This window comes from Vibrio frigidus, from assembly GCF_042465995.1.
In the GTDB taxonomy this organism is placed as follows: Bacteria; Pseudomonadota; Gammaproteobacteria; order Enterobacterales; family Vibrionaceae; genus Vibrio.
Genome location: NZ_JBCDMC010000005.1, coordinates 343482 through 369849, shown reverse-complemented (window position 1 = coordinate 369849; position 26368 = coordinate 343482). Strand labels below are relative to the sequence as shown.

The window sequence follows — 26368 nt, the reverse complement described above, 5'->3', positions numbered from 1 at the left end:
TTCTAATCAATATAATGGTTCTCGTCAGTATAATTTACTATACGCATGTAAAATATATATTGATCTTAGTCGAATTATTCATATACTGCACAAACGTGTAGTAAATACTTTTCACAGTGATGGAGAAAGTAGGGTGAATAAAAAAGGCTTAGTTACAATGTTCAAACTAGCTTTAGTAACAGGCGCTTGGGTGTTCCTTGCAGGTTGCGAGCAAGCAAATTCAGAGACACAAGAAGACGTCATTAAACCGGTGAAACTTTATCAGGTACCAAATGTCACGGACGCCGGTTATGACGTTTTTTTAGCTGAAGTTGATGCTGGTGACCGTTCTCAACTGTCGTTTCAAGTTCCAGGTGTGATTGAAACGTTAAGTGTCAAAGAAGGGCAGAAAGTGGTGGAAGGAGAGGTGCTTGCTGTTCTTGATGACAAAGACTACCAATTAGCAGTCGATGCGTCACAAGCTCAATATGATCTGGCAAACACTCGTCTAGAACGCAATAAACAACTATTTAAGAAAAAGTTGATTAGTGCTGACGTATTTGACCAATCTGAAACGGCATTTAAGGCGGCAGACGCCAATCTTAAAGAGAGTAAAACCGATCTCCAATATACTAAGATTACAGCACCATTCAATGGTGTGGTGTCACTAAAATTTGTTCAACCTTTTCAATATGTCTCGTCTAAACAGCCGGTACTTAACATCATTAATAATGAGAATCTGGACATAAATATTGTTATTCCGGTTCCCTATATTGAGAAGGCAGGAATACATAATCTACCAAGTCGCGAATACGCAGTGATATTTGATATAGACAATACTGTTGTTGTACCAGCGGCTTTTAAAGAGATGTCAACCCAACCTAATGTCGATACCAATAGCTATAGCGCTACCATCACGATTGTTCGTCCAGAGTCTCTTAATATTCTTACTGGTATGACCGGACAGGTGTTAATCACCAATAATCGAAAAGAAAATATGCTCTCAATACCGGATGGAGCATGGATCACCAGAGAGGCTGAAAAAGGCAAAGTTTGGAAGTTTAACCAGTTGGAACAGAGCGTAGAAAGTATTGCTGTTGAGCTAAACGAATTTGGCGCAGTAGTATCCGGTTTAAAGGCGGGAGATCAAATTGTTGTCGCGGGAGCAAAGGATCTTAAAGAAGGACAGATAGTAAGAGCTTGGACTCGAGAGGGAGGTATCTGATGCGAATACACCGACATTATAAAATAGCGGGTCTCCTATTCGCTTTAGCGACACTGCAAGGATGTGGAGTAGAGACAGAAGTGAAAGAAAGGAAAGCGGTTACCGTATCAATATTTGACGTGAAGCCTCCTCTTTCAAGCCAGTTTAGAAATTTTAAAGGTACGGTCGCACCCGCAGATCTCACCCCTTTGTCTTTCCGCGTAGAGGGTAAACTGGAAGCCATTTTGGTACACAAAGGCCAAAGAATTAAGAAAGGAGAATTGCTAGCAAAGCTTGATACCAAAAAACTTCTGCAGCAGTTAGCGGATACCCAAGCGCAATATGAACTCACGGTAAAACAATGGAGCCGCGGCAAAAATCTTCTCAAAAGAAAGATGGTCTCACAATCTGAGTTTGACGAGTTGACCGCGAGTAAGCGAATGGCTTTCGTTAATTTTCAGATTGCGAAAAACAACCTAGAATACACACGTTTAGTTGCGCCTTTTGACGGTTATATTTCTGAAGTACCAAAGCAGTCTTTTGAAAATGCGAGCCCCGGTGAAGAAATTCTAAGTGTTTATCGTGGCGATGTTGTTCGTATTCGAATTGCTATTTCCGATACTGTGCTTTCTATGATTAATCCAGATAGCGAGACCCGAAATTATCATGTGAAGACGCGTTTTTTTGGTGATGAAAGAGAGTTTGTGTCGACTTACTACCAACATTCCAGTGAACCAGCGCAAGGCAGCGATGCCTTTGAGTTTTGGCTGGAGATGCCACAGGTTGAACCAGCTATTTTACCGGGTACAAGTGCCAGCCTGGATGTTGATTTAATGGCGGCTGGTCTTCGAATTGTAAAGGGGTATCAAATACCGATGACCGCACTTGATGCGGGCGTTAAAGAGAATGAGTTTTATGTCTGGAAGCTTATTGATGGCACCGTTCATAAAGAATCAGTAGATATCATTCAGATCAGTAGTCATGGAGCAATAGTAGCCAATGGAGTCGTTAATGGTGACGCCGTTGTTAACTCCAACTTAAGAAAAATGCGTGAAGACGCTGTCGTTGCTATAGCAAACAAGGAAGAGATCCAGTGAGCATTGCCGAATATTCAATAAAAAATAAAGTGATAAGTTGGTTATTTCTTGTCATTTTAGCCATTGGCGGAACCCAAAGTTTCTTTGATTTAGGTCGCCTTGAAGATCCCGCATTTACCATTAAAGATGCGTTGGTTATTGCGACTTATCCTGGAGCAACCACAACAGAAGTAGAAGAAGAACTGACTTACCCAATTGAAAAGGCGATCCGTCAGTTACCGTATGTCGACAACGTTACCTCCATCTCTTCGGCTGGTATGTCACAGATTACGGTGAGCATGAAAATGACCTACGGTTCTGATGAACTTCCACAGATTTGGGATGAGATGCGTCGTAAGGTGAACGACTTACAACCTACTTTGCCTTCCGGGGTGACGTCGCTACAGATCATCGATGATTTCGGTGATGTATTCGGCATTATGATGATGTTAACGGGTGATGGTTATGATTACGTAGAACTTAAACGCTACGCAGATTTACTAAGCCGTGAAATAGAACTGGTCGACGGTGTCGGTAAAGTCAGTATTGCAGGTGATCAGCAAGAGTACTTGTACGTAGAAATGTCGATTGACCGTTTGGCTTCTCTAAATTTGGACTTTTCAACAATAACCTCGTTGCTTTCGCACCAAAATAGCGTTGTTTCTGCAGGTGAGTTGATGATTAATGGGCAGAATTTAACCATTCGTCCAAGTGGTGATTTGAACTCTGTTGAATCGTTAGAAAATTTGATCATCCACGGTCGTGATACGGGTAATCTCATTCGACTAAAAGATGTGGCGTCGGTTAGACGTGGTCTTCAGGAAAAACCAGAGAATATCGTTACGTTTAACGGGAAAACGGCGATTAACCTCGGGATATCTTTTGGTTCAGGCGTGAACGTTGTCGATGTAGGCCATTCGATTGAAGCGAAATTAGCGGAAATTGAAAACATTAAACCGGCAGGCCTTGAACTCAGTTATTTTTACAATCAGTCTCAAGAAGTAGACAAATCGGTACAAAACTTCATGGTAAGCCTAGCAGAGGCGGTCGGCATCGTTATTGTCGTCCTCCTATTGGCTATGGGTCTTCGAAGTGGCCTAATTATTGGTATTGTCCTGTTGCTTACCGTAATGGGTACTTTCATTTTAATGAAACTCTCTGATATTGAGCTCCATCGTATCTCTCTTGGTGCATTGATCATTGCACTCGGTATGCTGGTGGATAACGCCATTGTTATCGTTGAAGGAATATTGGTCGGCCTTAAGAAAGGAAGAACCAAACTTCAAGCTGCGAAAGATATTGTTAAGCAGACACAGTGGCCTTTATTGGGTGCGACGGTTATCGCTATTACGGCGTTTGCACCAATAGGTTTATCGTCTGATGCCACCGGCGAGTTCTTAGGTGATCTCTTCTGGGTATTGTGTTATTCACTCTTCTTAAGTTGGATTACCGCACTTACATTAACGCCGTTCTTAGCGGATCTGCTTCTGAAAGATGGCGAAAGTGAAGAGGGCGAAGATACCGACCCGTATAAAGGTGCTTTGTACCTTGTGTTTAGCTCTGTCTTGAAATTTGCACTGCGCTTTAGATGGTTAACTGTTGCGAGCATGGTTGCTTTGCTTATAACGGCTATTATTGGATTTGGCAACGTTAAACAGCAGTTTTTCCCTGCCTCTAATACACCTATGTTTTATGTCGATATGTGGATGCCTGAAGGCACCGACATTAGAGAAACTCAGAAGCAAACCGAAGAAGTCGATCGCTTTTTACGTCGCTATGACGAAGTTGAATTTGTCTCCTCTTCTATTGGACAAGGATTACAGCGTTTTGCATTAACATATGCACCAGAAAGGAGTTATGAGGCGTACGCTCAGTTTCAAGTGAGAGCAAATGATAGGGAACAGATGTTCACGCTATTGCACAAACTTGATGACCAGCTAGCGGTTTCGTTTGACTCTCCAACCTTTCAATTTAAATTATTGGAATTTGGGCCATCACCTGCATCAAAAATTGAGGCGCGAATTACTGGTGCGGATCCTCAGATATTAAGAAATATTGCGGCTCAAGTAGAAGATATTCTTTACCAAGATCCGGGTTCTCGAAATATCCGACACGATTGGCGAGAAAGAACCAAAGATCTCGTACCAATGTTTAATGAATCTAAAGCTCGTCGAATGGGCGTATCTAAAGAAGACCTCTCTAATACATTGCAAACTGCATTTGGGGGCTCAACCATTGGCTTGTTTAGAGATGGTACGCAAATGATTCCAATTATGGTTCGTTTGCCTGCAGATGAGCGTGTCAATTTTGATACGGTGCAAAATCTTGGTATTTGGAGTCCGAGCCAGCAGGCTTATGTGCCAATTGAACAAGTGATTGATGGCATTGATTTAGGATGGTCTGAACCACTGATTATGAGGCGAGACAGAAAGCGTACCTTGACCGTTTTAGCTGACCATGACGTGCTGGGCAATGAAACACCTGCGAGTCTGTTTGCTCGTATTCAACCCAAGGTTGAGGCCTTAGCATTACCTGAAGGGTATGAACTAAGTTGGGGTGGCGAATATGAGTCATCTAAAGACGCTCAAGAGTCTCTGTTTAGTTCTTTACCAATGGGTTATTTGCTGATGTTCATAGTCACCATCTTCCTATTCGGCTCAGTGAAAAAATCGTTAGTGATATGGTTTACCGTCCCATTATCAATTATCGGTGTTTCTGTTGGTTTGCTTGGATCAAATATGCCCTTTAGTTTCACTGCATTTCTTGGATTACTGAGCTTGAGCGGCATGATCTTGAAAAATGGTATCGTGCTGTTGGATCAAATAAATCTGGAACTATCAGAAGGGCGAGAACCCTATGAAGCGATTATACATAGTGCCGTTAGCCGTGTCCGGCCCGTTAGCATGGCTGCGATTACAACCATACTCGGTATGATCCCATTAGTGTTTGATGCATTCTTCGGTTCAATGGCGGTCACCATTATGGCCGGTTTAGGTTTCGCCACGGTATTGACGCTTATCGTTGTACCTGTGATGTTCGCGATACTGTTTAAGATCAAGAACCCTCAAAAGAGTCAACAAGCGTAACCATAAAAAAGGCCTAACAAGATCACTTGTTAGGCTTTTCAATGAATTAGGAACGATGGATAATTCTTATTAGCCCTGTTTTTTACTGCCTTCGACAGGGCATTTTTCTTTTAGATATTAACGCTTACCTTAATAATTCGTTTCTAGTTATATAATTCCGCCAATTTTTCAATCAGCTTATCAACATCTTGTGTTGAAATATCGTTATGTGTAGCAAACCTGATCGGGTTCATAGCGGTGATAATGATATTATCTTTCGCTAAGGTATCGGCCAAGCTCTCCACATTTACGTCATCATCAATCTTTGCAAAGACTAAGTTAGTTTGAACATGATCGGGATTTACTGAGAAGCCCCTAATGTTAGCTAAGCCATTAGCCAATCTTTTCGCATTCGCATGATCAGTTGCAAGTTGTGCTACTTGGTCGGTCAACGCGAGCTTTGCTGCCGCCGCTAGGATGCCAGCTTGTCTCATACCACCGCCAAGCATTTTTCTTACCCTTCTTGCCCTATCAATAAATTCTGTGGTACCTAGTAGCAAAGACCCAATTGGCGCTGATAATCCCTTCGACATACAGATAGTGATTGAATCGAAATATTGAGTAATTTCTTTGATATCGACATCCAAAGCAACAGAGGCGTTATAAACACGTGCACCGTCTAGATGTAATTGCAACCCATGTAGATTGACAAACTCACGCGCCTGCTTTAGATATTCAAGTGGCAGTACTTTACCGTTGATGGTGTTTTCAAGGCTGAGGAGTTTGGTTTGAGCAAAGTGAAAGTCGTCTGGCTTTATGGCCGCGCGAAGTTTATCAAAGCTGATTGTCCCATCTGGGTTATTCTCTACGGGCTGTGGTTGTATAGAACCTAAAACAGCCGCACCACCTGCTTCATACTTAAAATTGTGGGCCTGCTGGCCACAAAGGTACTCATCTCCGCGCTGACAATGAGCCATAAGACCAAGTAAATTTGCTTGAGTTCCAGATGTTGTGAAAAGTGCGGCTTCGAATCCATGTCGTTCTGCGGCCCATTTTTCCAGATCATTGACGGTGGGATCATCGCCATACACATCGTCCCCGACTTCTGCGTTGGCCATTGCTTCACGCATGGCTTGGGTTGGTTTTGTAACGGTATCTGAGCGAAAGTCCATAGAATTCTTTTCCAAGTATATGTTTTATTATATGTAATTTAATAGCTTTGCTTTTGACAAACAAGCGATTGTTTTCGAATCGATAATTGTGCCATTCACGATCATGTCTTCCACGTCTTTAACGCTGAGATACAGTATCTCAATGACCTCATCAACATCACACGCTAGCCTTGCCGTCTGACTTAGATCCTTCGCGATATAAAGATATTGGACCTCGTCACAAAACCCGGCAAGAGGAATGAGCTCACCGATCGATTGAAAGTGTTTTGCACTGTACCCCGTCTCTTCTTCCAGTTCGCGCATCGCACAGTCTATTGGTAATTCATCTTGCTCTAATGTGCCTGCCGGGAGTTCATATAACCAATCGTTTATAGATGGTCGAAACTGTCTCAGTAACAAAATGTCGCCGTTTAACATTATTGGCAAAATAACCGTTGCACCCGGGTGCGTGACGGTGGTGTGTAGGACTTTGACACTGTTAGGAAGTGTCATCTCACGTTGAATAAGCGACAGTTGTTTCCATTGATGAATTAATTTAGGCACGTTGTACACTCTGAGTTTTATTGACGGGGTTGCATAGTGATAAATGAAAACAATCATCTCAAAAATAATCAGCAATTTATGCTGCTATTATCCTACGTCACTAGAAATACTGAAGCAATGTAGAAGTGTCCAACGACACATTTGCCACTATAACATGTGTTTAGTTACAAGTTTTTTAACCAGTTATAGACAAGACATATTTTTTAACGATACTGGGTTCTGTAAAGTAACACTTTAATAACAAACTCGTTCTATTTTTCAAAGTAACTATTTGCGGTTTATCTATGACAATGTCTCAAAGAGCCTCACACGCACAAAAAGCACTTCTATCAGAAAGAATAAATAAATTAGTTAAAGCCCTTTCTTACGGTGTATATGAAAGAGAAGGTACGATCAAACTGTGCTTGCTGGCGGCGTTGTCTGGCGAGAGTGTCTTTCTATTAGGCCCTCCAGGTATCGCTAAAAGCCTCATTGCAAAGCGTTTAATTCAAGCATTCGACAACAGCAGCTATTTTGAGTACTTAATGACCCGGTTCTCCACACCGGAAGAGGTGTTTGGCCCTTTAAGTATTCAAGAACTAAAAGACAATGGTCGATATGTTCGATTAACTGAAGGGTATCTTCCTCAAGCCCAAGTTGTATTCCTAGATGAAATCTGGAAAGCAGGACCGGCTATTCTTAATACACTGCTTACCGTAGTGAACGAGAAAACATTCAAAAACGGTAACGAGATCCAAAAAGTGCCAATGCGTTTACTGGTATCTGCATCCAATGAGCTTCCCGACGAGGATAGTGGTTTAGAGGCGCTTTACGACAGAATGTTGGTACGTGTATTCGTTAACCGAATTCAAAACAAACAAAACTTTAAAGCAATGCTAATGGTCGGAACTGAACAGGAAGCCGAAATCCCTGCAGGGCTGGCTATCACAGATGAAGAATATCATCTCTGGAAGCACGAATTGGACTTACTTGTACTCAATGATGAGTGCTTTGAAAAATTATACGCGCTTAAGGCTCTGCTAGAAAAGAAAGCGGAAGAAAACAGGGTTGATTCGTTAGGATCAGAATTGTATGTCTCGGATAGGCGATGGAAGAAAGCCGTTAAGTTATTGAAAGCGAGTGCCTATTTTAATGGACGAGACTCGATTAATCCTCTTGATCTATTACTTCTAAAAGACTGCCTCTGGCATAGCCCGGAATCTAGACAATTGGTACAAGAAGTGATTGAAGAGTTTGCGATAAATCATGCCTTTGATCAACATATTATTCAGCAGCAGATAACGAGTTGCCGAGAAGGTTTGTCGTTAATACAAGATGAATTGGAATCCGAGTTTAGCATGACTTTAACCAATGAAGCGGCAACTGGAATTCTGCGCAAAGGCGGTTATAGCCTCGATATATCTAATGCCAAAATATACAGCGTTGGGAATGCGAGGGGGTTACTAAAACTGGTTCTTTTACAGAGTAATATGTCTGTCAATGAATCAGAAAAAGGGGACAGTCGCTGGATCTATGTAGCGAAAGAAGAGCTAGAAAAGGTGATTAAAGAGGGAGGAGGTGACGCCTACGGTTACGTGAATCAAAATAGTAATTTATGCCGAATTCGCTTCGACATTAATGTATCTGACCGTTTAGTTGTAAAAGATATCGCGAATCGATCTGTGTTGGCAGGCATCGTGACCAATGAAGGTCTCGATTCCAAGCTTTATGGAGAGTGGTGCGAGAAAGCAGAGGACGCAATAAAGCAACTTACCCAAGCTGAACATCATTTTCGTAAAGTAAGATCTGATTTTCATGGCGCATTACCGCACAGCTTTATTGATGACCGATTGCCAGCAAAAATGGAAAGCAGTCTACAGTCGCTGATGGAAGATGTTGAGGCCATTCAATTAGAGAGTGAAAAAGTGACTCAAAGAATAAAGAGTTTGGATCAGTTCTTTGTATAGGAAGATAAAGTGCTAGGTGCAGATGGACTAAATCTGATAATGATGGTCGCAGAGTCGGGCATCATAGACACGGCGGTTAATGACTTAATCGGTCGCTCTCAACTGCTTATGATCCCAGAGAATAGAGCGGTAAAAGCCTCGGTAAATAATCAGATTACCAAGTGGCGAAATGGCGTGAAAAGAAAAATCACCAAAGCGTGTGAGACTGAACGATTGCTTGATGAGCTTAATCTTTATCAAGAGGTTATTCATTATGATGAAGATACATTCTTTGAGAAAGCCCCTGATATTGTCAAACAACTCCAATGGCATTCCCCCTTCTATTCTAAAGCAAAGAAACTATTGGAACGAAACAAAGGCGTCTATAACCCTATGTTTCCTCATTACTTCTGCGAGCAGTGGTACAAAAGTTTATCAAAAGCGATAAAACAGGCTGAGATTGCACAGTTAGAATCGGATAAGGAGAAGTTTTTAGCCGATCTTTATCAACGCATAGAAACAATGCAAAGCATGCAGAACGTTTCTGAACAAGGTGATATTGCCAAGCTTGGTCGACTGTGGGATATGGCAGCGGCAAAACTATCTAAAAGTGATGTTTTGTCGATGAAACGCTATGCGGAGTTCTTGAAGAAGAATGCAGAGCTACAAGCGATGGCTGAAAAACTGGGGCGAATGGCCAGTGAAGTGAGTGACCCTGATTTATTAAAAAACCCAGCTGAAGAGTTAAGAATGGTTGAGGAAAAAAGCGACGAAGCAGCAGACGATATTGTTGGTATTCATGAAAGTGATGATCTCAGCCGAATGTTGCCAAATGAAACGATGTTCTTGGCTTACCCAGAGCTAGAGGTGGTGTTCTATAAGCATCTGGTTGATAAGCGCTTGATGAACTATAAAGTTAAGGGTAAAGCGCGCAAGCTTCGTAAGATCAAATCGCAGAAACCAGAAAATAGGAAAATAGACATAGAAAAAGGGCCATTTATCATCTGTGTGGATTCTTCTGGATCGATGAGTGGATTCCCCGAGCAATGTGCTAAAGCGATGTCTTATGCTTTGATGCAAATAGCGCTTGCTGAAAACAGAGAGTGCTTTGTTATTCTTTTTTCAACCGAACGGATTACCTACGAATTGACTAAAGCTGATGGGTTAAGGGAAGCCAGTGACTTTCTCTCGTATCAATTTCACGGAGGGACTGATCTGGATTCTGTTATCGTTAAATCGGTAGAATTAATGAGCTCCAGCAAGTATCGCAACGCTGATATGGTGGTCATTTCTGATTTTATAGCACCGAAGCAACCTGAAGTTATCTTGGATATGGTCAAATCACTTCAATCTAAGAAAAACCGTTTTCATGCGATTAGCCTTTCGAAATATGGCAATCCGCAGTTAATGGCAATGTTTGATCATTGTTGGAACTACCATCCAAACATTGTGGGTCGATTATTCAAAAAATGGTAATGAGCAATGTTCCTTCATCTTCCTCCCGCTCATGCAGGTCATGAAAACGCTCGGAATAGTACGTTTTTCTTCGATTTTGTTAAATAGGTGTAAATTTGGTGTATTGGTAAGTTATGTAATAAAATAATGTTTTATTGGATAACGTACTGTTTATTATAGATAATCATCGTTTCAGAATACACTTGTGCGCTCGAAAGTATTTGCAAGAAAGTGTGAACAGCGTCAAACTTAACTGTTACTGCTCGGTAGACGAGCTTCCATTAGCAGAGGTTTTTATGAAAGTTGTTGATATTCTCAAGCACAGAGGGGAATCTTTGACCAAACATCATTTGGAAATCAAAGAACTCATGTCGCCTGTGATTAAAGATTACTGGGATGACCTTGTCCATAAAGCGAGTGAAAGCCCAATATTGCACTGGTTTCGTGACCACTCGATGATTCCTGCTGTTAATGAAGAGATGAAACCTAGCGTTCAAGAAAGCTTTGATTTAAGTGATAGAGCGTTGGCGGTTCTCAATGAACTTCATGAAAAATTAGATGAAGAAATTCATGTTGGTGATTGGGTTCAAATGACTCAAGACCGCATCAATTCTTTTGGTCAAGTGACAGAAGACATGCAATGGATCCATACTGATCCAGAGAGAGCAGCTGAAGAGTCGCCTTTTAAGAGTACTGTCGCTCATGGTTTTTTGACCCTGTCTATGCTGTCTAAAATGACGGACAGTGTTGATGCGAATAACCCATTGTTTCCTAGCGCCCGTCTTGTGATTAATGTTGGTTTGAATCAAGTACGTTTCCCTTATCCTGTGAAAGCGGGAAATCAAATTCGAACTCGTAGTAAGCTTTTGAAAGTGACACCTATTAAGAAAGGCCTTGAGGTGGAACGTGAACTCAAAGTCGAAATAGACGGTGTTCGTCGCCCGGGATGTGTGGTTGTGTCGGTAATAAGACTTTATTTCTAAGATTATTTTTTAAAAAAAGAGCGACTATTTAGTCGCTCTTTTTTTATCTTCATTGTTTAACGCTGTTAATCCAATCAAGGTTATATAAAACTAACTAAGTTTGTCATCCTTGACGACCCTTTGATCCTCTACGGTATGATATAGCGCGGACTCGTCAATTTAAGTCGATATTTAGTTAACTGTTCGTTGGTATGTAACCGTATTGCTGAATGAGTTTCGTTGCTCGGTCTGATTTTAGAAACTGAATGAACGTTTTACCATCCTTGCTAATCTCTTCCTTCTTGTAGAAAATAATGAAAGGCCTAGAAAGTTGGTACTTTTTGTCACGAATATTTGTCTGCGTAGCGGTGATACCTTCGAATGTTAACTCTTTTACTGTGTTGTCTACGGAACCGTCCGAAATAAAACCTATCGCCTGTGGATTATGTTTAACGATGGTCTTAACCATACTGTTACTACTGACAACCAAATTGGTTGGGTTGATATCGGATACCTGATGGTTATTGACTATCCGTGTTAAACCGAGAAGTGACTCAAAACTAGAACGAGAACCAGAAGATAACTCACGCGTGACAACCGCAATAGTGAGGTCTTTGCCTCCTAGTTGTTTCCAATTAGTGATATTGCCTTTATAGACATCGAAAAGTTGTTCGCGAGTGATGTCTTTAATTAGGTTCGCGTGGTTAACAACGACACCCAAGCCGTCATAGGCGATGGTCAGTACCGTTAATTGTTCAGAATACTCACCTTCAGTAAGATAACGTGAACTCATTCCTATTTCCGCAACCCCTTTGTTTACCATGGTGATACCCGCGGTTGAACCTATACTTTGAACTGCGATATAGGATGCGTCATGTGTCGCATTAAATTCTTCAGCCAAAACGTCCATGATACGTGACACAGATGTGGAACCTGAAATGTTTACTTCTTTAGCGTTTGCGACTGGAAGTAAAAAGGTGGCTGATAACAGAGTTGCTAGAACAACACGAAACATAAAATCTCCAAAAATGAGTAATCCGAAATCAAATTGTATTTCTGAGGTATGACATTTTTATGAATGACAGTAAGTTTGTCTTTTATTCACAACATTAAGTGTATTTCATCAGATAAGGCTTATAGTTAAATAGGGACCAATTTTAGATGGTGAAGTTCATGCATATATCCGAGATAGAACAGTTTCGTCTTGAAAAAGCCGTTAGGGCTATGTGTTCTAGCCGTAATCAAAGCATCTTAGCTGAGATGGGAAAAGTGCAATATGAAATATATAGCGAAGGTGTGATGTTTTCAAAACTTTGCTTTTTGCTTGACTCTTCTCACGTAAATGATGAATTTCCAATCGCAAAACTAGAATACGACTCGAATAAAAATACGTGGCAACTTTTTTTAGCAGAAAGCGAAGAAGGGAGTACAGAATTAGAGGCTTGGGTGCCTTACCCAAAGTTACAACCCCAATCAGAATTTGCTCGATTACTTGATGAAATTGAATTGGATCCACATCAAATTATCTGGTGAATGATTGGGAGAAGGCAATTAAAAGAGAACCATAAAGGTTCTCTTTTTTAACCTTTTTTAACGTGTTGCCGAAACTCTTTCGGTGTCATAGCTTGCACGCCTTTAAACGCCGTACTGAAGTGTGCTGCGCTTTTGAATCCGGATTCTAGCGCAATCTGAGCGATAGACTTATTACTTAATCTAAGCTTCGTTGCCGCGTAGTTTACTCGCTTTATTTTTAGTATTTGAGAAAAGCTTAAACCTTCCGCTGCCAATCGTCTTTTAAGTGTGGCAATCGACATGCCGAGGAAACCTGCAGTCGATTCTAGCGAGACATCACCCTCAATATTGATCTCAATAAATCCGATGACTTTCTCTGCCGTTCCTTGATCGCAAGCGCTACGAATAACAGGTAAGAAGTTAGGTTCGATAGACAGGATTTCAAAGATAAGAGCCTGAGCTAAAGATTCTAACGTGGACTCTGTGCTTGCATTACTCTCTTTAGCTCTTAGCAATACGGTGAGGATTGCCTTTGCCGTTTCATGGGCATCACTTAATACATGGTTTTGTGTATTATCATCTGTAGCATTCAACTCTGAATTATGCAGATTGTCACAGAACTGCCGGAACAAACTAGGTTCAAAGGTGATGATATCAGCAGCGAATGCGCCATTATCAGCGTGCGACACTATATCCCTTACTCTGTCAGAGTGGTAAATAGTGAACTCACCAGCAGAAAGCGTCCTGGGTAGGTTTTCTTTCGTTGAATAGCTAACGTGGCCATCTCTGACCAAAATTAGCCCACATTGGGTTATTGGATAACGAGTTGCCTTGCGGGCAACGAAAATATCATGCTTATATACTTTTATTCTCGACATAAACTCACATTGAAACAGTAACAAGGTGCAGTAAACACCTTGTTAGATAGTAAACATTATTCCGATTTCTTATTCGGCTCAGCTTGTTCTGGCTCTGTAAAAAGTTGCTTAGGTCTGGCAACTATATTACGATTTTCTATACTTACATCAGTAAGTACTATTTCTAGCACATCACCAAGTTTGTAAACGTGATCCTTGTCGATAGATATAGTACCTAATTCGCTATTGCACTCAATTCGCTCTTTATTCGCCATAATTAGAGACGCAGGCACAAAGCTCGTCGCGCCATTCTCCAAAATACGAACTCGCATTCCAGCACGATTGATATCAAATATTTCAGCGACAAAAATTGTTTCTTTCTTTGGCTCATTCGCTAACGTTCGAGCATATAGCCAGTTTGCAATATTTCGCTCGGCAATTTTATGGTGTTTTCTATGTATGGCGAGTTCATTACCTAGCGAATCATCGGGTGCGTGAACGGGTTCACGGCCCAAGATATGGTCTTTAAGCAATCGATGGTTGACCATGTCTCCATATTTTCTAATTGGAGATGTCCAAGTTGCATAGATATCAAGGCCCATGGCGAAATGTTCTAATGGTACGTTGCCCATTTCACTGTAGGCTTGAAGTTTTCTGAGTCTGTTATCTAGATAGGCCGTTTCTTGGTTATTTAGCCAACGTCTAAGAGTACTAAATCCTTCTAACGAGCCTAATTCTTCTTCAGTGAAGTCGTTTTCAGGGTTGCTATTTACCAGTTTAACGACGTCTTTAATTCGGTCTGTTTTAAATCCCGCGTGAGTATTAAATATGCCTGTGCCAAATTGTTGTTTCAGTACCGAACCTGCACAAATGTTGGCCGTAATCATCGTTTCTTCGACCAGTTTGTTTGCGCTTCTACGTTCTTCTGTATGGATCGCGATGATGTCGTTGTTTTCGCTTAACTCAAATCGATAATCAGGGCGATCTTTAAATACTACAGCATTGCTTTCTCTCCAGGAGGCTCTCGCATCGGCTAAATCAGCGAGAACTCGAAGTACTTTTGCTATGGTTGTGCTGGGTTGCCATTGATTCGTCGAGGTGTCTTCTAGCCAATCAGAGACATTGTTGTAGTTTAAGCGAGCGTGCGACTTAATATTGGCCGCAAAAAATTGTATATCATTACCAATAGTTCCGTCATCGGAGATAGTCACACTGCAACATAGAGCGGGACGAACTTCTCCTTCAACAAGAGAACAGAGTTCATCTGCCAGCTCTCGCGGTAGCATTGGAATGTTTCTACCAGGTAGATAGATAGTGAAACCACGTGCTCTAGCCACTTTATCCATGTCATCATCGGTGGATATATAGGCGGTCGGATCGGCGATGGCGATGGTCAGTTTATACCCTCCCGATTTAAGTTTTTCAGCATACAAAGCGTCGTCCATATCTTTGGTAGACTCGCCATCTATAGTAACAAATGGTACTGCAGTCATATCAATACGTGTCAGAGAAGGATCATCCAAGACCGCCCACTCTTGTATCCCCTCAGGCTCCGTATTTGGTAGGTCATTTTCAGCCAATGTTACCCACCATGGCGCAATTTTGTCACCTGCATCGGTGATTTTTTCAACGATTTCGACAAAAAAACCGCTATTATCTTTTAGTGGATGCTGGACGAGTTGTGCAACAACCCAATCGCCGTCATTTAATGTCTCTGGGTTGACCCCTTTCTTGGCCTTGGCCTTAAGTGAGAGTTTTCTATATTGCTGTTTGTCAGGTACCACATTAAGGCGACCTTTAAACAATTTAACTCGCCCAATGAAACGGTTAAGGCTCTGCTCGATGAGTTGATCTGGTTCGGCAAACTCTTTGTCATTTTCGTTGCGTATAAGCGCCACGACCTTGTCACCGTGCAGGCATTTCTTCATATGTGCCGGGGGAATAAAGAAGCTGGTTTTGTTATCCACTTCTAGAAAGCCGAAACCTCTTTCAGTCGCTTTAACCACACCTTCTTTTTTTGGGATATTTTCTTTTATTTGCTGCTTTAATTGAGCCAGTAGGGGATTGTCTTGGAACATTACGAAATCATAATCCTTTAATTTATAAGGGAAAACTAACTCTCCCCGATATCTCCCCAAAACTCTTCCCTAAAACGAAAGTAAATCAACGTTGAGTAGGATAGGGCGAGACAGAAGTCATTGAACGGTTATTGAGTCACATATTACTAGGTAATTTGGTTAAAGTATATTTATCGACTTGGTAATGTGTCTGTTATTGAGCCGATTTAAATATGATTAGGTCTCGTTACATGATTCGATATTGCAGCATGGAGTAAACACTAAGGCGGATCCAACGATAAAAAGGGCTTGTAATCTACAATCGCCATTAGGATGGTGTGAGCAATGATTTCATGTATTGCGCCTTCAAAAATAGCGTCTTCTTGTATGATTCTAACGGATGTAAAAGACATATCCAATAAGTCACGCTGTCCAAAAGGTTCGGCTAAAAGAGTAAGATGCTTTTATCTCGAACAAAATTTAACCATGAAAGGTCAACAAAACTAGTCAACCTAAATCAAAAATGTACTTAATTTAACTATGCTTAATTCATCAAGTTCGCTGAAACGAATAATTCGGTCAACGTATTGACATTAAAACCAGTCCGTAAATAACTACGTCCAATATTTGCTACCAAAATGTATAATTTTAACCTCGAACATTTTGAGTTTGTGAGTCTCATAAGGAGACATGAGTCAAAAAAATGACGATTTGATGAGCAATTTTTATTAAATTGAATAAAAGTGTGATGTATTTCAATTTTTTCTGGATTTTTGTCCTCAACTGAGGCATTATCTCGCCCCCTTAGATATGTCCCTAGCGGCTTGATGCGTTTTTATATACTCTTTGCATCTGAATGGATTTAGTGCGGATGGTTCGTACGACCATAGAAGTATTGGAATTGGAAAAGCACGTGGGACCGATGATTTTTTTGATAAAGTAGGATCCTAATGCAAGATTCCAATATCCAATTCAGCGATTTAGAGCTGAACGACAACCTATTGTCTGCGCTTAACGAAATGGGTTTCGTTAATCCAACACCAATTCAAGCTGAGTCTATCCCTTTTCTTTTAGAAGGTCGTGATGCTTTAGGTAAAGCACAAACCGGTACAGGTAAAACTGCCGCGTTTTCACTTCCTGTTCTAAACAAGATTGACCTTAACCAATACAAGCCACAAGCGATTGTTCTTGCTCCTACTCGTGAGCTTGCCATTCAGGTTGCTGCAGAAATTAAAAGCCTTGGCCGTAATGTTAGAGGACTTAAAGTTCTTGAAATTTATGGTGGTGCTTCAATTGTTGATCAAATGCGAGCCCTTAAATCAGGAACTCATATTGTTGTAGGTACACCTGGACGTGTACAAGATTTGATTAACCGCGATCGTTTACACCTAGGTGAAGTTAAAACATTCGTACTAGATGAAGCGGATGAAATGCTTAACATGGGTTTTGTCGACGACGTTACCGCTATCATGGAGCATGCACCAGAATCCGCTCAGCGCGTCCTGTTCTCTGCAACAATGCCTCCGATGCTTAAGAGAATCGTTGACCGCTTCTTGCGTGATCCAGCTCGTGTTGACGTAGCAGGTAGCAACCACACCGTTGATAAAGTAGAACAGAATTACTGGGTCGTGAAGGGCGTAGAGAAAGACGAAGCAATGACACGTCTTCTTGAAACCGAAGAAACGGATGCCTCACTTGTTTTTGTTCGTACTCGTCAAGACACTGAACGCCTAGCTTCTTATCTTGCTGATCGTGGCTTTAAAGTGGCAGCATTACACGGAGATATTCCACAGTCTCTTCGTGAACGTACTGTTGAGAACATTAAGAAGGGTATTATTGATATCCTAGTTGCAACGGATGTTGTTGCTCGTGGCCTTGATATACCTCGTATTACTCATGTATTCAACTACGACATTCCTTTTGATGTTGAGTCGTATATCCACCGTATCGGTCGTACTGGCCGTGCTGGACGTAAGGGTAAAGCGATTCTTCTAGTTCGTACTAATCAAATTCGTATGCTGCGTACTATTGAACGTGTAACAAAATCAAGTATGGAAGAGATTCAAGTTCCGTTACGTGATCAAGTTGCCGAGTCTCGCCTAGCGAAATTAGGTGCTGAACTAGAGAGCGAGAAAGAAAACGCTTCTTTAGAGAATTTTGCAGAATTAGTTGCGAAACTACAGGCGTCGCTAGAAATTGACGCGACAACCTTAGCAGCGATGCTACTTAAGCGTGCTCAAGGAAAAACACCTTTATTCTATAAAGGTCCAGATCCGATGACTTCAGCTATTGAACGTGACAAGCAACGTCGTAAAGATCGCCGTGAAGGTGGTGATCGTGACGGACGAGATGGTCGTGAAGGCGGTCGCAGTTTTGGTGGAGCAACGAAAGATTGGGATACATACCAATTACAAGTTGGCCGAGATCAAGGTGTGCAAGTTAAAGATATCGTTGGCGCACTCGCGAACGAGCTTGGTTTAACAAAAGGATCTATTGGTGCAATTAAACTTGCTCAAGGTCATACTTTTGTTCAGCTACCAAAAGCGATGAACTCTGATACTACTGGTAAGTTACGTAAACTACGCATTCGCCAAACAGAAGTGGGTGCAGTGGTATGTGACTTTACAGATTTCCGCGAATCACGTGGTGGTCGTAGCGAAGGTGGCCGCAGTGAAGGTGGTCGTCGTGATGGCGGCGGCTATCGTGGTAACCGTGATGGTGCTCGTGGTAATAATCGTGGTGGTAAAGATGGTGAGCGCCGTTTTGACCGTAACCGCAGTGCTGACAGTCGTGGAAGTTTCCGCGGTGAGAAATCGAACCGTGGCGCGACAAGTAGCGAAGCATAAAATAATTCAATAAAAGTAAATTGATTAACTAAAAAGCCGAGCTATTTTGTAGCTCGGCTTTTTATTGTCACTTAGTTAGACCAGTAGCTACACGTCTGCACCGGCCTCATCCAACTCTACAATTTGAGTCTCTTTCAATGCTTCAGATATCCACGCATTAAGATCGGGATCTGCCAGGACAAAGTCTAGATATGTCTGGGCTGAAGGTGAAAGCTTTACCTGATAGGTTTTGAAACGCATTATAACCGGTGCAAACATGATGTCGGCTATTGACCATTTGCCGAAAAGCCAACAACCTGTGCCACCGGAACTATCTATTTGCTTTGCCCATATGTCATCGATACGTTTTATATCGATAAGTGCTTGTTCGCTCAATTCAACAAAACGTGTCGCTCTTATGTTCATTGGCATTTCGTTGCGTACAGCGTTAAATCCAGAGTGCATTTCAGAGGCAACGGAACGGGCATAGGCTTTATCTATCGGAGATTTAGGAAGTGCATTGCCACCAAGATAGGTATCGTTGATATATTCACAAATAGCTAATGAATCCCAAACGGTTACCTCATCGTCAATGAGCACAGGTACCTTAGCAGCAGGATTATACTTAACAATTTCGTTATAGAATTCTTCTGTGTCAAGCGGCAACAAAATTTCTTCAAAATTGAGCTTTGCTTTACTCGCCATTAGCCATGCGCGAAGCGACCAGCTAGAATAATTTTTATTTCCGATTACTATTTGCATCTCTTGTCCACAAGTTTGAAATTGAAGATAGTAGCATTGACGTTTTGTTTTGCTCCGTCAACATATATTTAACATCTCGACACCTTTAATGTGAAACTATGTTAATAAACTATTAATTAATACAAGGCTGATCATTTTAATTTCGCAGCTCGTATAAATTTATTTTTTGATCTGTATCAATAAAAATGACACCCTTAGAAGAACTTCATCAATAAAAGTTGAAAGATTAAAAAATTATTGAATAATGGGATAAGGAAAAGGCGCACTACGGTGCAAAACAGTCAATATAGGAAACCTGTCTTATGGCAAATAAGTTTGTGCTTGTGATCAACTCTGGTAGTTCATCTTTAAAATTCGCCGTCATTGATACTATTTCAGGAGACGCAGTCTTGAGTGGTCTGGGCGAATGTTTTGGTTTAGAAGACTCACGAATGAGTTGGAAATACCAAGGTGAAAAGAATGAAGTGGCAATCGCAGACGAAGGTAATCACCATCAAGCGGCGATTACAATGCTGGTCGATTTGGTTAAACAGTTAGGCCTTACAGATAATATCGTTTCTGTCGGTCACCGTGTGGTACACGGAGGAGAAACCTTCACTCAGTCAGTGCTTCTTAATGAGCAAACAATAAAAGACATTGAAGCGATACAAGATCTCGCCCCATTACATAACCCTGCCAATTTACTTGGCATACGAGCCGCTCTAGAAGCCTTTCCTTCTCTGCCTCAGGTTGCCGTATTCGATACAGCGTTTCACCAAACAATGCCTCCTAAGGCATTCACAGGTGGTATAGCCCGCGAATTATACGACATGTATTCAATTCGACGCTACGGTTTCCACGGAACGAGCCATTTTTACGTGAGTAGAGAAGCGGCAAAAATGTTAAATAAACCAGTGGATGAAGCAAGCTTCATTTCTGTGCATTTGGGTAATGGTGCGTCGGTATGCGCAATCAAAAATGGCATGAGTGTCGATACTTCTATGGGATTCACTCCGCTCTCTGGTTTGATGATGGGAACACGAAGTGGTGACTTAGATCCCGGTGTAATCGAGTTTTTGCTGAAGAAAGGTTGGACCCAAGCTCAGGTTTTCGACACGCTAAACAATAAATCAGGTTTCTTAGGTGTTTCAGGGTTAACGAGTGACGCTCGCGGTATTCTTGATGCGATGGAAAAAGGTCACGAAGGTGCCAAATTAGCATTTGAAATATTCACTTATCGAGTGGCTAAATACATTAGTTCTTATATGGTCTCTTTAGATTCGTTAGATGCCATCATTTTTACTGGTGGGATTGGGGAAAACTCATTACCTATTCGTAGTGAAATATTAAGTTATCTAAATCTGCTTGGTTTTAAAGAAGACAGAGCAGGGAATGAGGCTGCACGGTTTGGTGCGAGTGGCATAATCACACAAGGGGAAGGCCATGTCGCAATGGTTATCCCAACCAATGAAGAGTTAGTTATTGCACAGGATGCTGTCGCTCTGCTTTAGGCCATTCATAGATAAAAACAAACGGCTTCTACATGGAGCCGTTTTTTTATGTGTGAAATTTGTTAGATACCATTGCCGTTTCATAAACTATTCAATACTAATGTTTAGATTTGGTGTTTGAATATTTACATTATATGAATATGGTTAAATATAACATTTTTGTTAAAAAGGACTTACATGTTCGAAAACTAGTCAGTTATACTGCGCTGAATTGTTGGAATAGCTTTGTTATCTGTTGGTTGAATGTATGGAATTTGTCACCGTCGGTGTTGGGTCAGTCTTCTTAGTCAGTATTATAATGCTGACTTATCAAATAGGAATTGCGAAAGCGATGATAGGGAACTTATCTCCCTTTTTTATTGTCAATGGACAAGGTGAGACTATTTATATTAACACGTCACTTCGTGATGATTCGTTACTTGGTCTTTCAACTGAAGATATCTCTACGTTGCCACCACAATTTGTCTTATTCTTGAAAAATCAAACTGCCCAAAAATCTTTTTATTACAACCATAAAATGAGCCACTTGCAACGCAACTATACGTTTGTCGGCCAGAAAATATGGTATAGGGGTAAAAGGTGTTGGCAAATCGCGGTTATTTTAAACCTGGCAGATGAACGTACACGGGATTGTTCGATTGGTAATAAAGCGTTACTCCATCATGTGATTCAGAGTGTTCCTGACGCCGTGGGGATGATGAATGAAAACTTGGTCTACGAAGCATGTAATTCTGCATTTGTCAAAGCGCTAGGAATAGATTCACCAGCGGATCTGGTGGGAAAAAAACTGGAAGAGGTTGCCTCAAAAGAAATTGCAGAGAAATTCGCTAGTTCAGATAAAAACGTACTAGAGACTGGCCGAGAGTTTCGTAACATAGATGAAGTCATTGATGATATGGGTCAAAAGCAGTGGATTGAAGCTCGTAAATTCGCCTATACCGATCAATTTACCAATAATAGAGGTCTTTTCATTATTGCTAGGGATATTACTGAACGGGTACACGCGAAAGAAAAGTTGAATCAAGCCAAAAATGAATTCAGACGGTTAAGTTTAGTAGACAGCCTTACTGGTATCGGAAATCGTCGGAACTTTGATGAGAGTCTAGAGGGGGTTTGGCAGCAACATATCGAGCGACAATCACCTTTGACCATTATGTTCTGTGATATTGATGATTTTAAGAAGCTTAATGATATTTATGGTCACGGGGAAGGAGACAAAGCGCTTGTCGCGGTAGCTAGCGCATTAGAGAAATCAGTATCAGATACTGAGGGTGGGGTATTTAGAATTGGCGGTGAAGAGTTTGCCTTTTTATTAACCGAGACAGAGAAAAACAGAGCCGAGCATGTTGCCAGACGAATACATGATCAAATAGCCGCATTGAAATTACGTCATGAAGGGTCCTTAATTAAATCAACACTGACCATTAGTATTGGTGTCGCAACGATTATTCCCCAAACAACTGATTCGGTCGTGGATACCCTTGAAGAGGTTGATAAAGCTCTCTACCAAGCTAAGTCTAATGGCAAAGATCAAACGATCTACGCGGCATAGCTACTCTTTTTCAATTATTTAGTAACGCTACGAGAACGACTTACCTTAGTTTGTACACGCCAATAAAGCCGAGCAAACATCACAATTTATATTATTAAATTACACAGTTGTCATTAATCAAGCTAATATTATTGTTGCATAACCTAAGTGGCTATTTAAGGTTATTTGATTGATTTAAGTGATTGAAGCAAGGCCGTAAACTTGATAACGATATTGCGTTTATTACGCACAGCTAAGCTCGCGATTTATCTGCTATTATTTTCCCCGTTTTATTTGGCTTATTCTGCTGAAGAAAAAACGATGCTCGCACCAGTTCCTGAACACTCTCAAAAGCTTATACTTGAATTTACACCCCTTGAATTAAACTACCTTTCAGAAAAGAAGGCATTAAATGTTTGTATAGATCCAAATTGGATGCCATTTGAGATGAATAAGAATGGCACCCACATTGGTCTGACTGCGGACTATATGAGGTTATTTGAGGATACGTTAGGAATACCAATTATCCTTTCTTCAACCAGAACATGGAGTGAAACACTAACATTTGCAGAAAATCATCAATGCGACTTTATTTCTGCAGTGGCAAGATCGGAAGAGAAGAGTAAGTATCTCGATTTCTCGCAAGGCTATTTTAAGTCTTCGATTGTGATCGCGACAGACATGCACAAACCGTGGGTTTCAGATATATCCGAGTTGCACGATAAAAGACTCGCCATAGTAAAAGGCTATGCAATCGGCGATTTTTTGAAGGCTAAATACCCTAATCTAACCTTGGTTGAAGTCGACACCTTAGAAAAAGGGCTTGAAAGTGTCGAAAAAGGGGAGATCTATGGGTATGTTGGGACATTGGCGACAGTCGGGTACAACATTCAACAGAATTACTTTGGCAGCTTAAAAATCACTTCAAAGTTGGAAGGAAGTTGGGATCTCAATGTTGGAGTAAGGAAGGATGAGCCAATATTAACGCAGTTAATGGATAAAATGATTTCTGCCATACCTGCGAGTGTTGACCAAAAGATATTGAATAACTGGATCTCTGTTTCGATAGCCCATGAAGATCCAAATAAATTAACGCAATCGGAGAAAGTATTTTTACAAAATCATCCAATTATCCGATTTCGAACTCGAACCAATCAGCCTCCATTTGAATTTGTTAGCAAAGGAATGGCAGAAGGTATTGCAGTAGATTACATAAGAGAAATAGCAAAGATAGTTGGAATAACACCTCAGTTTGTTTTTGACGATTCGCCAACGGACCTTGCTCATAAGGAAATGGCGAATGAAAGAGTGAAATACGATACCTTGCTGTACTCTGTCCAAACGAAAGAGAGGCGTAAGCAATTCAATTATGGAGAGCCCTTTCTTTCTTACCCTGTTATGGTTTTAGTGAATAAGTCAACATCGATTATCAATAATATTAATGACTTAAATGGTCAGATAATAGCGATGGAGCAAGGTCATATCTCGGCTGATTGGATTCATACAGACTATCCAGATATAAATGTTGTTGAGGTATCGAATACTGCACAGGCACTGTATATGGTTGAAGACAATCGAGCAGAAGCGTATATCGGAAACCTTGCCGTCGCAAATTATATGATTGCATATGGTCTTTTATCCAATGTAAAAGTAGGAATTCCGACCAAATATAAGGATATTGAATACCACTTTGTCGCGCCTAAAGAATGGCCAGAATTAACCTCTATTTTAAGTAAAGGTTTTCGTTCACTGACTCCAAGTCAACACAGTTTAATACAACAACGTTGGTACACGTCACAAGCCGTTGAGAAGCAAGATTATACCTTGGTTGCTCAAATTTTGTTCGCTTCTATGATTATGTTTATTTGGTTCTATTGGTCAAATAGTCGGCTTAGCGCCGCAAAATCTAAAGTCGATGACGCGTTAAGTCAGTTGAAAGCAACACAACAAGTACTCGAGATAAAGAATATCGAATTAGAGCGGCTATCGGTTACTGACAAGCTTACAGGCATCTACAATAGGGTCAAACTAGAGGCTGTCTTGAGCAATGAACTCGACCGTGCTATCCGCTATGGAGAAGGGTTCGCAGTCATCTTGGTAGATTTAGACCACTTCAAACATGTTAACGACACACTTGGTCATCAATCGGGAGATAGGGTACTCAAAGAAGTTGCCGACCTTTTTGAGATCAATAGACGCAATGTCGATACTCTTGGGCGATGGGGAGGCGAAGAGTTTCTGATCATTTGTCCTCACAGCACATTAAGTGACGCAACAATATTTGCTGAACATCTACGTGAAGCTATAGCAATGCATAATATTGCTGAGATTGGAAAAATTACCGCTAGCTTTGGTGTCACAGCATTTCGTCAAGGTGACAATACCATTGATCTACTATCACGCTCCGACGAAGCTTTATACGCATCTAAAGCGTCTGGTCGCAATAGAGTGACTTCTCACGCCTAAGTCCGTTTTGGCCTGCTATATTTGAATGACCTTCTACCCAATAAAAAACGGCAATGCTTAGTCATAAGTAGTATAAATAAATCAGTATGTTATTAGATGAAGGACGCTAGGATGGCAAATTTTGATTTTGATTATAGTGTAGATAGAAAAGGGTCAAACTCGGCAAAATGGGAGTATATGAAAAAAATCTCTCCTTATGCAAATGACAATACGCTGCCGCTTTGGGTAGCAGATATGGACTTTGCGTGTGCGCCTGTAATTGTTGAAGCAATGAAACAGCGTGTTGATGACCAAATATTTGGTTATAGCATAGCTGATTCAACCTACTATGAAAGCGTGCAAAACTGGTTCTTCAAGAGATTTGATTGGTATGTAAAAGCCGATGATATTTACCTCACTAGTGGTGTTATTCCAGCGCTCGAATCGATTATTAGAGCTTATTCCAATGAGCAAGATGGTGTCATTATTCAACCGCCCGTTTACCATATGTTTGCGAAAGTTATAGAGCGAGAAGAAAGGTGCATTGTTAACAACCCCTTGATAGAAACTGACGGGGTTTATAGTATTGATTTTGATGATTTGGAACAAAAAGCAAAAAATCCTGACAACAAGATTATGTTATTTTGCAGTCCACACAATCCGACTGGCAATGTCTGGAGCCAAACAGATTTGTTGAAGTTGGGTAATATTTGTTTAAATAATGATGTTTTGTTAGTGAGTGATGAAATTCATTTTGATTTAGTACGTATGGGCGCTAAACATTACCCAATCTCAACACTTTTCCCAAATAGCGATAAAATAATCACCTGCACAGCGCCAAGCAAAACGTTCAATCTTGCTGGGTTACATATGTCTAATGTAATTATAGAGAGTAAGGAACTGAAAGATAAATGGGAGGCTAAAAATGGTTTTTCAATGCCTTCTCCTTTAGGCATTGTTGCAGTAACTGCTGCGTATAACTTTGGTGAACCTTGGTTAGAAGCGTTGAGAGCGTATATCGACGCAAACTACTCATTTGCAAAAGCTTTTGTCGAACAGCACATACCCAAAGCTCAGTTTACCACCCCTCAAGGTACGTATTTTATCTGGTTAGATTTAAAAGAGTACAACCTAAGTTCAAAACAACTGGATTCTTTGATGATAAAAAAAGCAAATGTACTGCTAGAAGGAGGTACGATGTTTGGTGTCGAAGGAGAGGGGTATCAACGTATAAATATTGCGTGTACGCGTCAAACTTTAAAAGAGGCGTTGACTAGAATCAGTAAGGCGCTTAATGAGTAGATGAGTACTACGCCATTAGTGATTTCTACTGTCAACAATTAGAACATCGCTGTCGTTTTTCAAGCATCATTGCAGGAATAGATACAAAAATCTATTGAATAAACCACCATCATTTAATTACAGATTGACTCTTTTTTCCGTAATTAAAAAACATATAAATATCATTAACACTATTTTAACTTGACATCATTGGATGTCGCTATTTT

At 40.9% G+C, this 26368-nt stretch carries 18 protein-coding genes; 12 read left to right on the top strand and 6 right to left on the bottom strand.

Annotated features, from left to right (window positions below):
- Positions 1-157 precede the first annotated feature (157 nt).
- From AACW90_RS11150 to AACW90_RS11140, 3 genes are read left to right on the top strand one after another with little or no spacing between them, the layout of a single operon-like run.
- Positions 158-1204, top strand: coding sequence for an efflux RND transporter periplasmic adaptor subunit (locus tag AACW90_RS11150; protein ID WP_390234285.1), 1047 nt, complete (start codon positions 158-160; stop codon positions 1202-1204).
- On the top strand, positions 1204-2280 hold the full coding sequence (locus AACW90_RS11145) for an efflux RND transporter periplasmic adaptor subunit (RefSeq protein WP_390234282.1): 1077 nt from the start codon (positions 1204-1206) through the stop codon (positions 2278-2280). The genes AACW90_RS11150 and AACW90_RS11145 overlap by 1 nt, the downstream gene beginning before the upstream one ends.
- Positions 2277-5345 (top strand): efflux RND transporter permease subunit, encoded by a 3069-nt coding sequence (locus AACW90_RS11140; protein ID WP_390234280.1) that lies wholly within the window; start codon positions 2277-2279, stop codon positions 5343-5345. Before AACW90_RS11145 ends, AACW90_RS11140 begins: the two co-directional genes overlap by 4 nt.
- A 143-nt stretch (positions 5346-5488) precedes the next feature.
- Here the strand turns inward: AACW90_RS11140 and ltaE are convergent, their stop codons facing one another.
- Positions 5489-6496: a low-specificity L-threonine aldolase gene (ltaE, locus tag AACW90_RS11135; protein WP_390234276.1), complete on the bottom strand. Its 1008-nt coding sequence runs from the start codon at positions 6494-6496 to the stop codon at positions 5489-5491.
- Positions 6497-6523: 27 nt separating this feature from the next.
- Positions 6524-7039, bottom strand: coding sequence for an NUDIX hydrolase (locus tag AACW90_RS11130; RefSeq protein ID WP_390234273.1), 516 nt, complete (start codon positions 7037-7039; stop codon positions 6524-6526).
- Between the two features lie 284 nt (positions 7040-7323).
- Here AACW90_RS11130 and AACW90_RS11125 point away from each other — a divergent pair, with 284 nt between their 5' ends.
- The 3 genes from AACW90_RS11125 (at position 7324) to AACW90_RS11115 (ending at position 11402) form a co-directional block, all read left to right on the top strand.
- Positions 7324-8985, top strand: coding sequence for an ATPase RavA domain-containing protein (locus AACW90_RS11125; RefSeq protein WP_390234271.1), 1662 nt, complete (start codon positions 7324-7326; stop codon positions 8983-8985).
- A gap of 9 nt (positions 8986-8994) precedes the next feature.
- Complete coding sequence (viaA, locus tag AACW90_RS11120; RefSeq protein WP_390234270.1) at positions 8995-10440, top strand: ATPase RavA stimulator ViaA; 1446 nt, start codon at positions 8995-8997, stop codon at positions 10438-10440.
- A gap of 275 nt (positions 10441-10715) precedes the next feature.
- Positions 10716-11402 (top strand): MaoC family dehydratase, encoded by a 687-nt coding sequence (locus AACW90_RS11115; RefSeq protein WP_347998805.1) that lies wholly within the window; start codon positions 10716-10718, stop codon positions 11400-11402.
- A 175-nt stretch (positions 11403-11577) separates the two neighbouring features.
- Here the strand turns inward: AACW90_RS11115 and AACW90_RS11110 are convergent, their stop codons facing one another.
- Complete coding sequence (locus AACW90_RS11110; RefSeq protein WP_390234267.1) at positions 11578-12396, bottom strand: phosphate ABC transporter substrate-binding protein; 819 nt, start codon at positions 12394-12396, stop codon at positions 11578-11580.
- Positions 12397-12554: 158 nt separating this feature from the next.
- Between AACW90_RS11110 and AACW90_RS11105 the strand changes: the two genes are divergently transcribed.
- A complete protein-coding gene (locus AACW90_RS11105) occupies positions 12555-12914 on the top strand; it encodes a DUF3024 domain-containing protein (RefSeq protein WP_195706283.1) in 360 nt (119 codons plus the stop codon).
- A 47-nt stretch (positions 12915-12961) separates the two neighbouring features.
- On the opposite strand, the gene AACW90_RS11100 is transcribed toward AACW90_RS11105, so the two are convergent.
- Together AACW90_RS11100 and rnb are read right to left on the bottom strand one after the other, a co-directional pair.
- Positions 12962-13771 (bottom strand): AraC family transcriptional regulator, encoded by an 810-nt coding sequence (locus AACW90_RS11100; RefSeq protein ID WP_390234264.1) that lies wholly within the window; start codon positions 13769-13771, stop codon positions 12962-12964.
- Between the two features lie 56 nt (positions 13772-13827).
- Positions 13828-15828 (bottom strand): exoribonuclease II, encoded by a 2001-nt coding sequence (rnb, locus tag AACW90_RS11095; RefSeq protein WP_390234261.1) that lies wholly within the window; start codon positions 15826-15828, stop codon positions 13828-13830.
- 929 nt (positions 15829-16757) lie between these two features.
- Here rnb and AACW90_RS11090 point away from each other — a divergent pair.
- Complete coding sequence (locus tag AACW90_RS11090) at positions 16758-18653, top strand: DEAD/DEAH box helicase (protein ID WP_390234259.1); 1896 nt, start codon at positions 16758-16760, stop codon at positions 18651-18653.
- Between the two features lie 87 nt (positions 18654-18740).
- Here the strand turns inward: AACW90_RS11090 and AACW90_RS11085 are convergent, their stop codons facing one another.
- Entirely contained in the window at positions 18741-19394 is a 654-nt protein-coding gene (locus tag AACW90_RS11085) for a glutathione S-transferase family protein (protein WP_390234257.1), read from the bottom strand.
- Positions 19395-19696: 302 nt separating this feature from the next.
- Here AACW90_RS11085 and AACW90_RS11080 point away from each other — a divergent pair, with 302 nt between their 5' ends.
- The 4 genes from AACW90_RS11080 (at position 19697) to AACW90_RS11065 (ending at position 26162) form a co-directional block, all read left to right on the top strand.
- Positions 19697-20884, top strand: a complete 1188-nt coding sequence (locus tag AACW90_RS11080; RefSeq protein WP_390234255.1) for an acetate/propionate family kinase — start codon at positions 19697-19699, stop codon at positions 20882-20884.
- 247 nt (positions 20885-21131) lie between these two features.
- Positions 21132-22436 (top strand): sensor domain-containing diguanylate cyclase, encoded by a 1305-nt coding sequence (locus AACW90_RS11075; protein ID WP_390234253.1) that lies wholly within the window; start codon positions 21132-21134, stop codon positions 22434-22436.
- A gap of 201 nt (positions 22437-22637) precedes the next feature.
- Entirely contained in the window at positions 22638-24881 is a 2244-nt protein-coding gene (locus AACW90_RS11070; protein ID WP_390234251.1) for a diguanylate cyclase, read from the top strand.
- Between the two features lie 111 nt (positions 24882-24992).
- Complete coding sequence (locus tag AACW90_RS11065) at positions 24993-26162, top strand: MalY/PatB family protein (RefSeq protein ID WP_390234249.1); 1170 nt, start codon at positions 24993-24995, stop codon at positions 26160-26162.
- Positions 26163-26368: the final 206 nt, after the last annotated feature.

Excerpts from the sequence above, each read along its gene's own strand:
- AACW90_RS11150 (WP_390234285.1), top strand. The coding sequence starts at position 158 with ATGTTCAAACTAGCTTTAGTAACAGGCGCTTGGGTGTTCCTTGCAGGT.
- AACW90_RS11145 (WP_390234282.1), top strand. The coding sequence starts at position 1,204 with ATGCGAATACACCGACATTATAAAATAGCGGGTCTCCTATTCGCTTTA.
- ltaE (WP_390234276.1), bottom strand. The coding sequence starts at position 6,496 with ATGGACTTTCGCTCAGATACCGTTACAAAACCAACCCAAGCCATGCGT.
- AACW90_RS11125 (WP_390234271.1), top strand. The coding sequence starts at position 7,324 with ATGACAATGTCTCAAAGAGCCTCACACGCACAAAAAGCACTTCTATCA.
- AACW90_RS11115 (WP_347998805.1), top strand. The coding sequence starts at position 10,716 with ATGAAAGTTGTTGATATTCTCAAGCACAGAGGGGAATCTTTGACCAAA.
- AACW90_RS11110 (WP_390234267.1), bottom strand. The coding sequence starts at position 12,396 with ATGTTTCGTGTTGTTCTAGCAACTCTGTTATCAGCCACCTTTTTACTT.
- AACW90_RS11105 (WP_195706283.1), top strand. The coding sequence starts at position 12,555 with ATGCATATATCCGAGATAGAACAGTTTCGTCTTGAAAAAGCCGTTAGG.
- AACW90_RS11100 (WP_390234264.1), bottom strand. The coding sequence starts at position 13,771 with ATGTCGAGAATAAAAGTATATAAGCATGATATTTTCGTTGCCCGCAAG.
- rnb (WP_390234261.1), bottom strand. The coding sequence starts at position 15,828 with ATGTTCCAAGACAATCCCCTACTGGCTCAATTAAAGCAGCAAATAAAA.
- AACW90_RS11090 (WP_390234259.1), top strand. The coding sequence starts at position 16,758 with ATGCAAGATTCCAATATCCAATTCAGCGATTTAGAGCTGAACGACAAC.
- AACW90_RS11085 (WP_390234257.1), bottom strand. The coding sequence starts at position 19,394 with ATGCAAATAGTAATCGGAAATAAAAATTATTCTAGCTGGTCGCTTCGC.
- AACW90_RS11080 (WP_390234255.1), top strand. The coding sequence starts at position 19,697 with ATGGCAAATAAGTTTGTGCTTGTGATCAACTCTGGTAGTTCATCTTTA.
- AACW90_RS11075 (WP_390234253.1), top strand. The coding sequence starts at position 21,132 with ATGGAATTTGTCACCGTCGGTGTTGGGTCAGTCTTCTTAGTCAGTATT.
- AACW90_RS11065 (WP_390234249.1), top strand. The coding sequence starts at position 24,993 with ATGGCAAATTTTGATTTTGATTATAGTGTAGATAGAAAAGGGTCAAAC.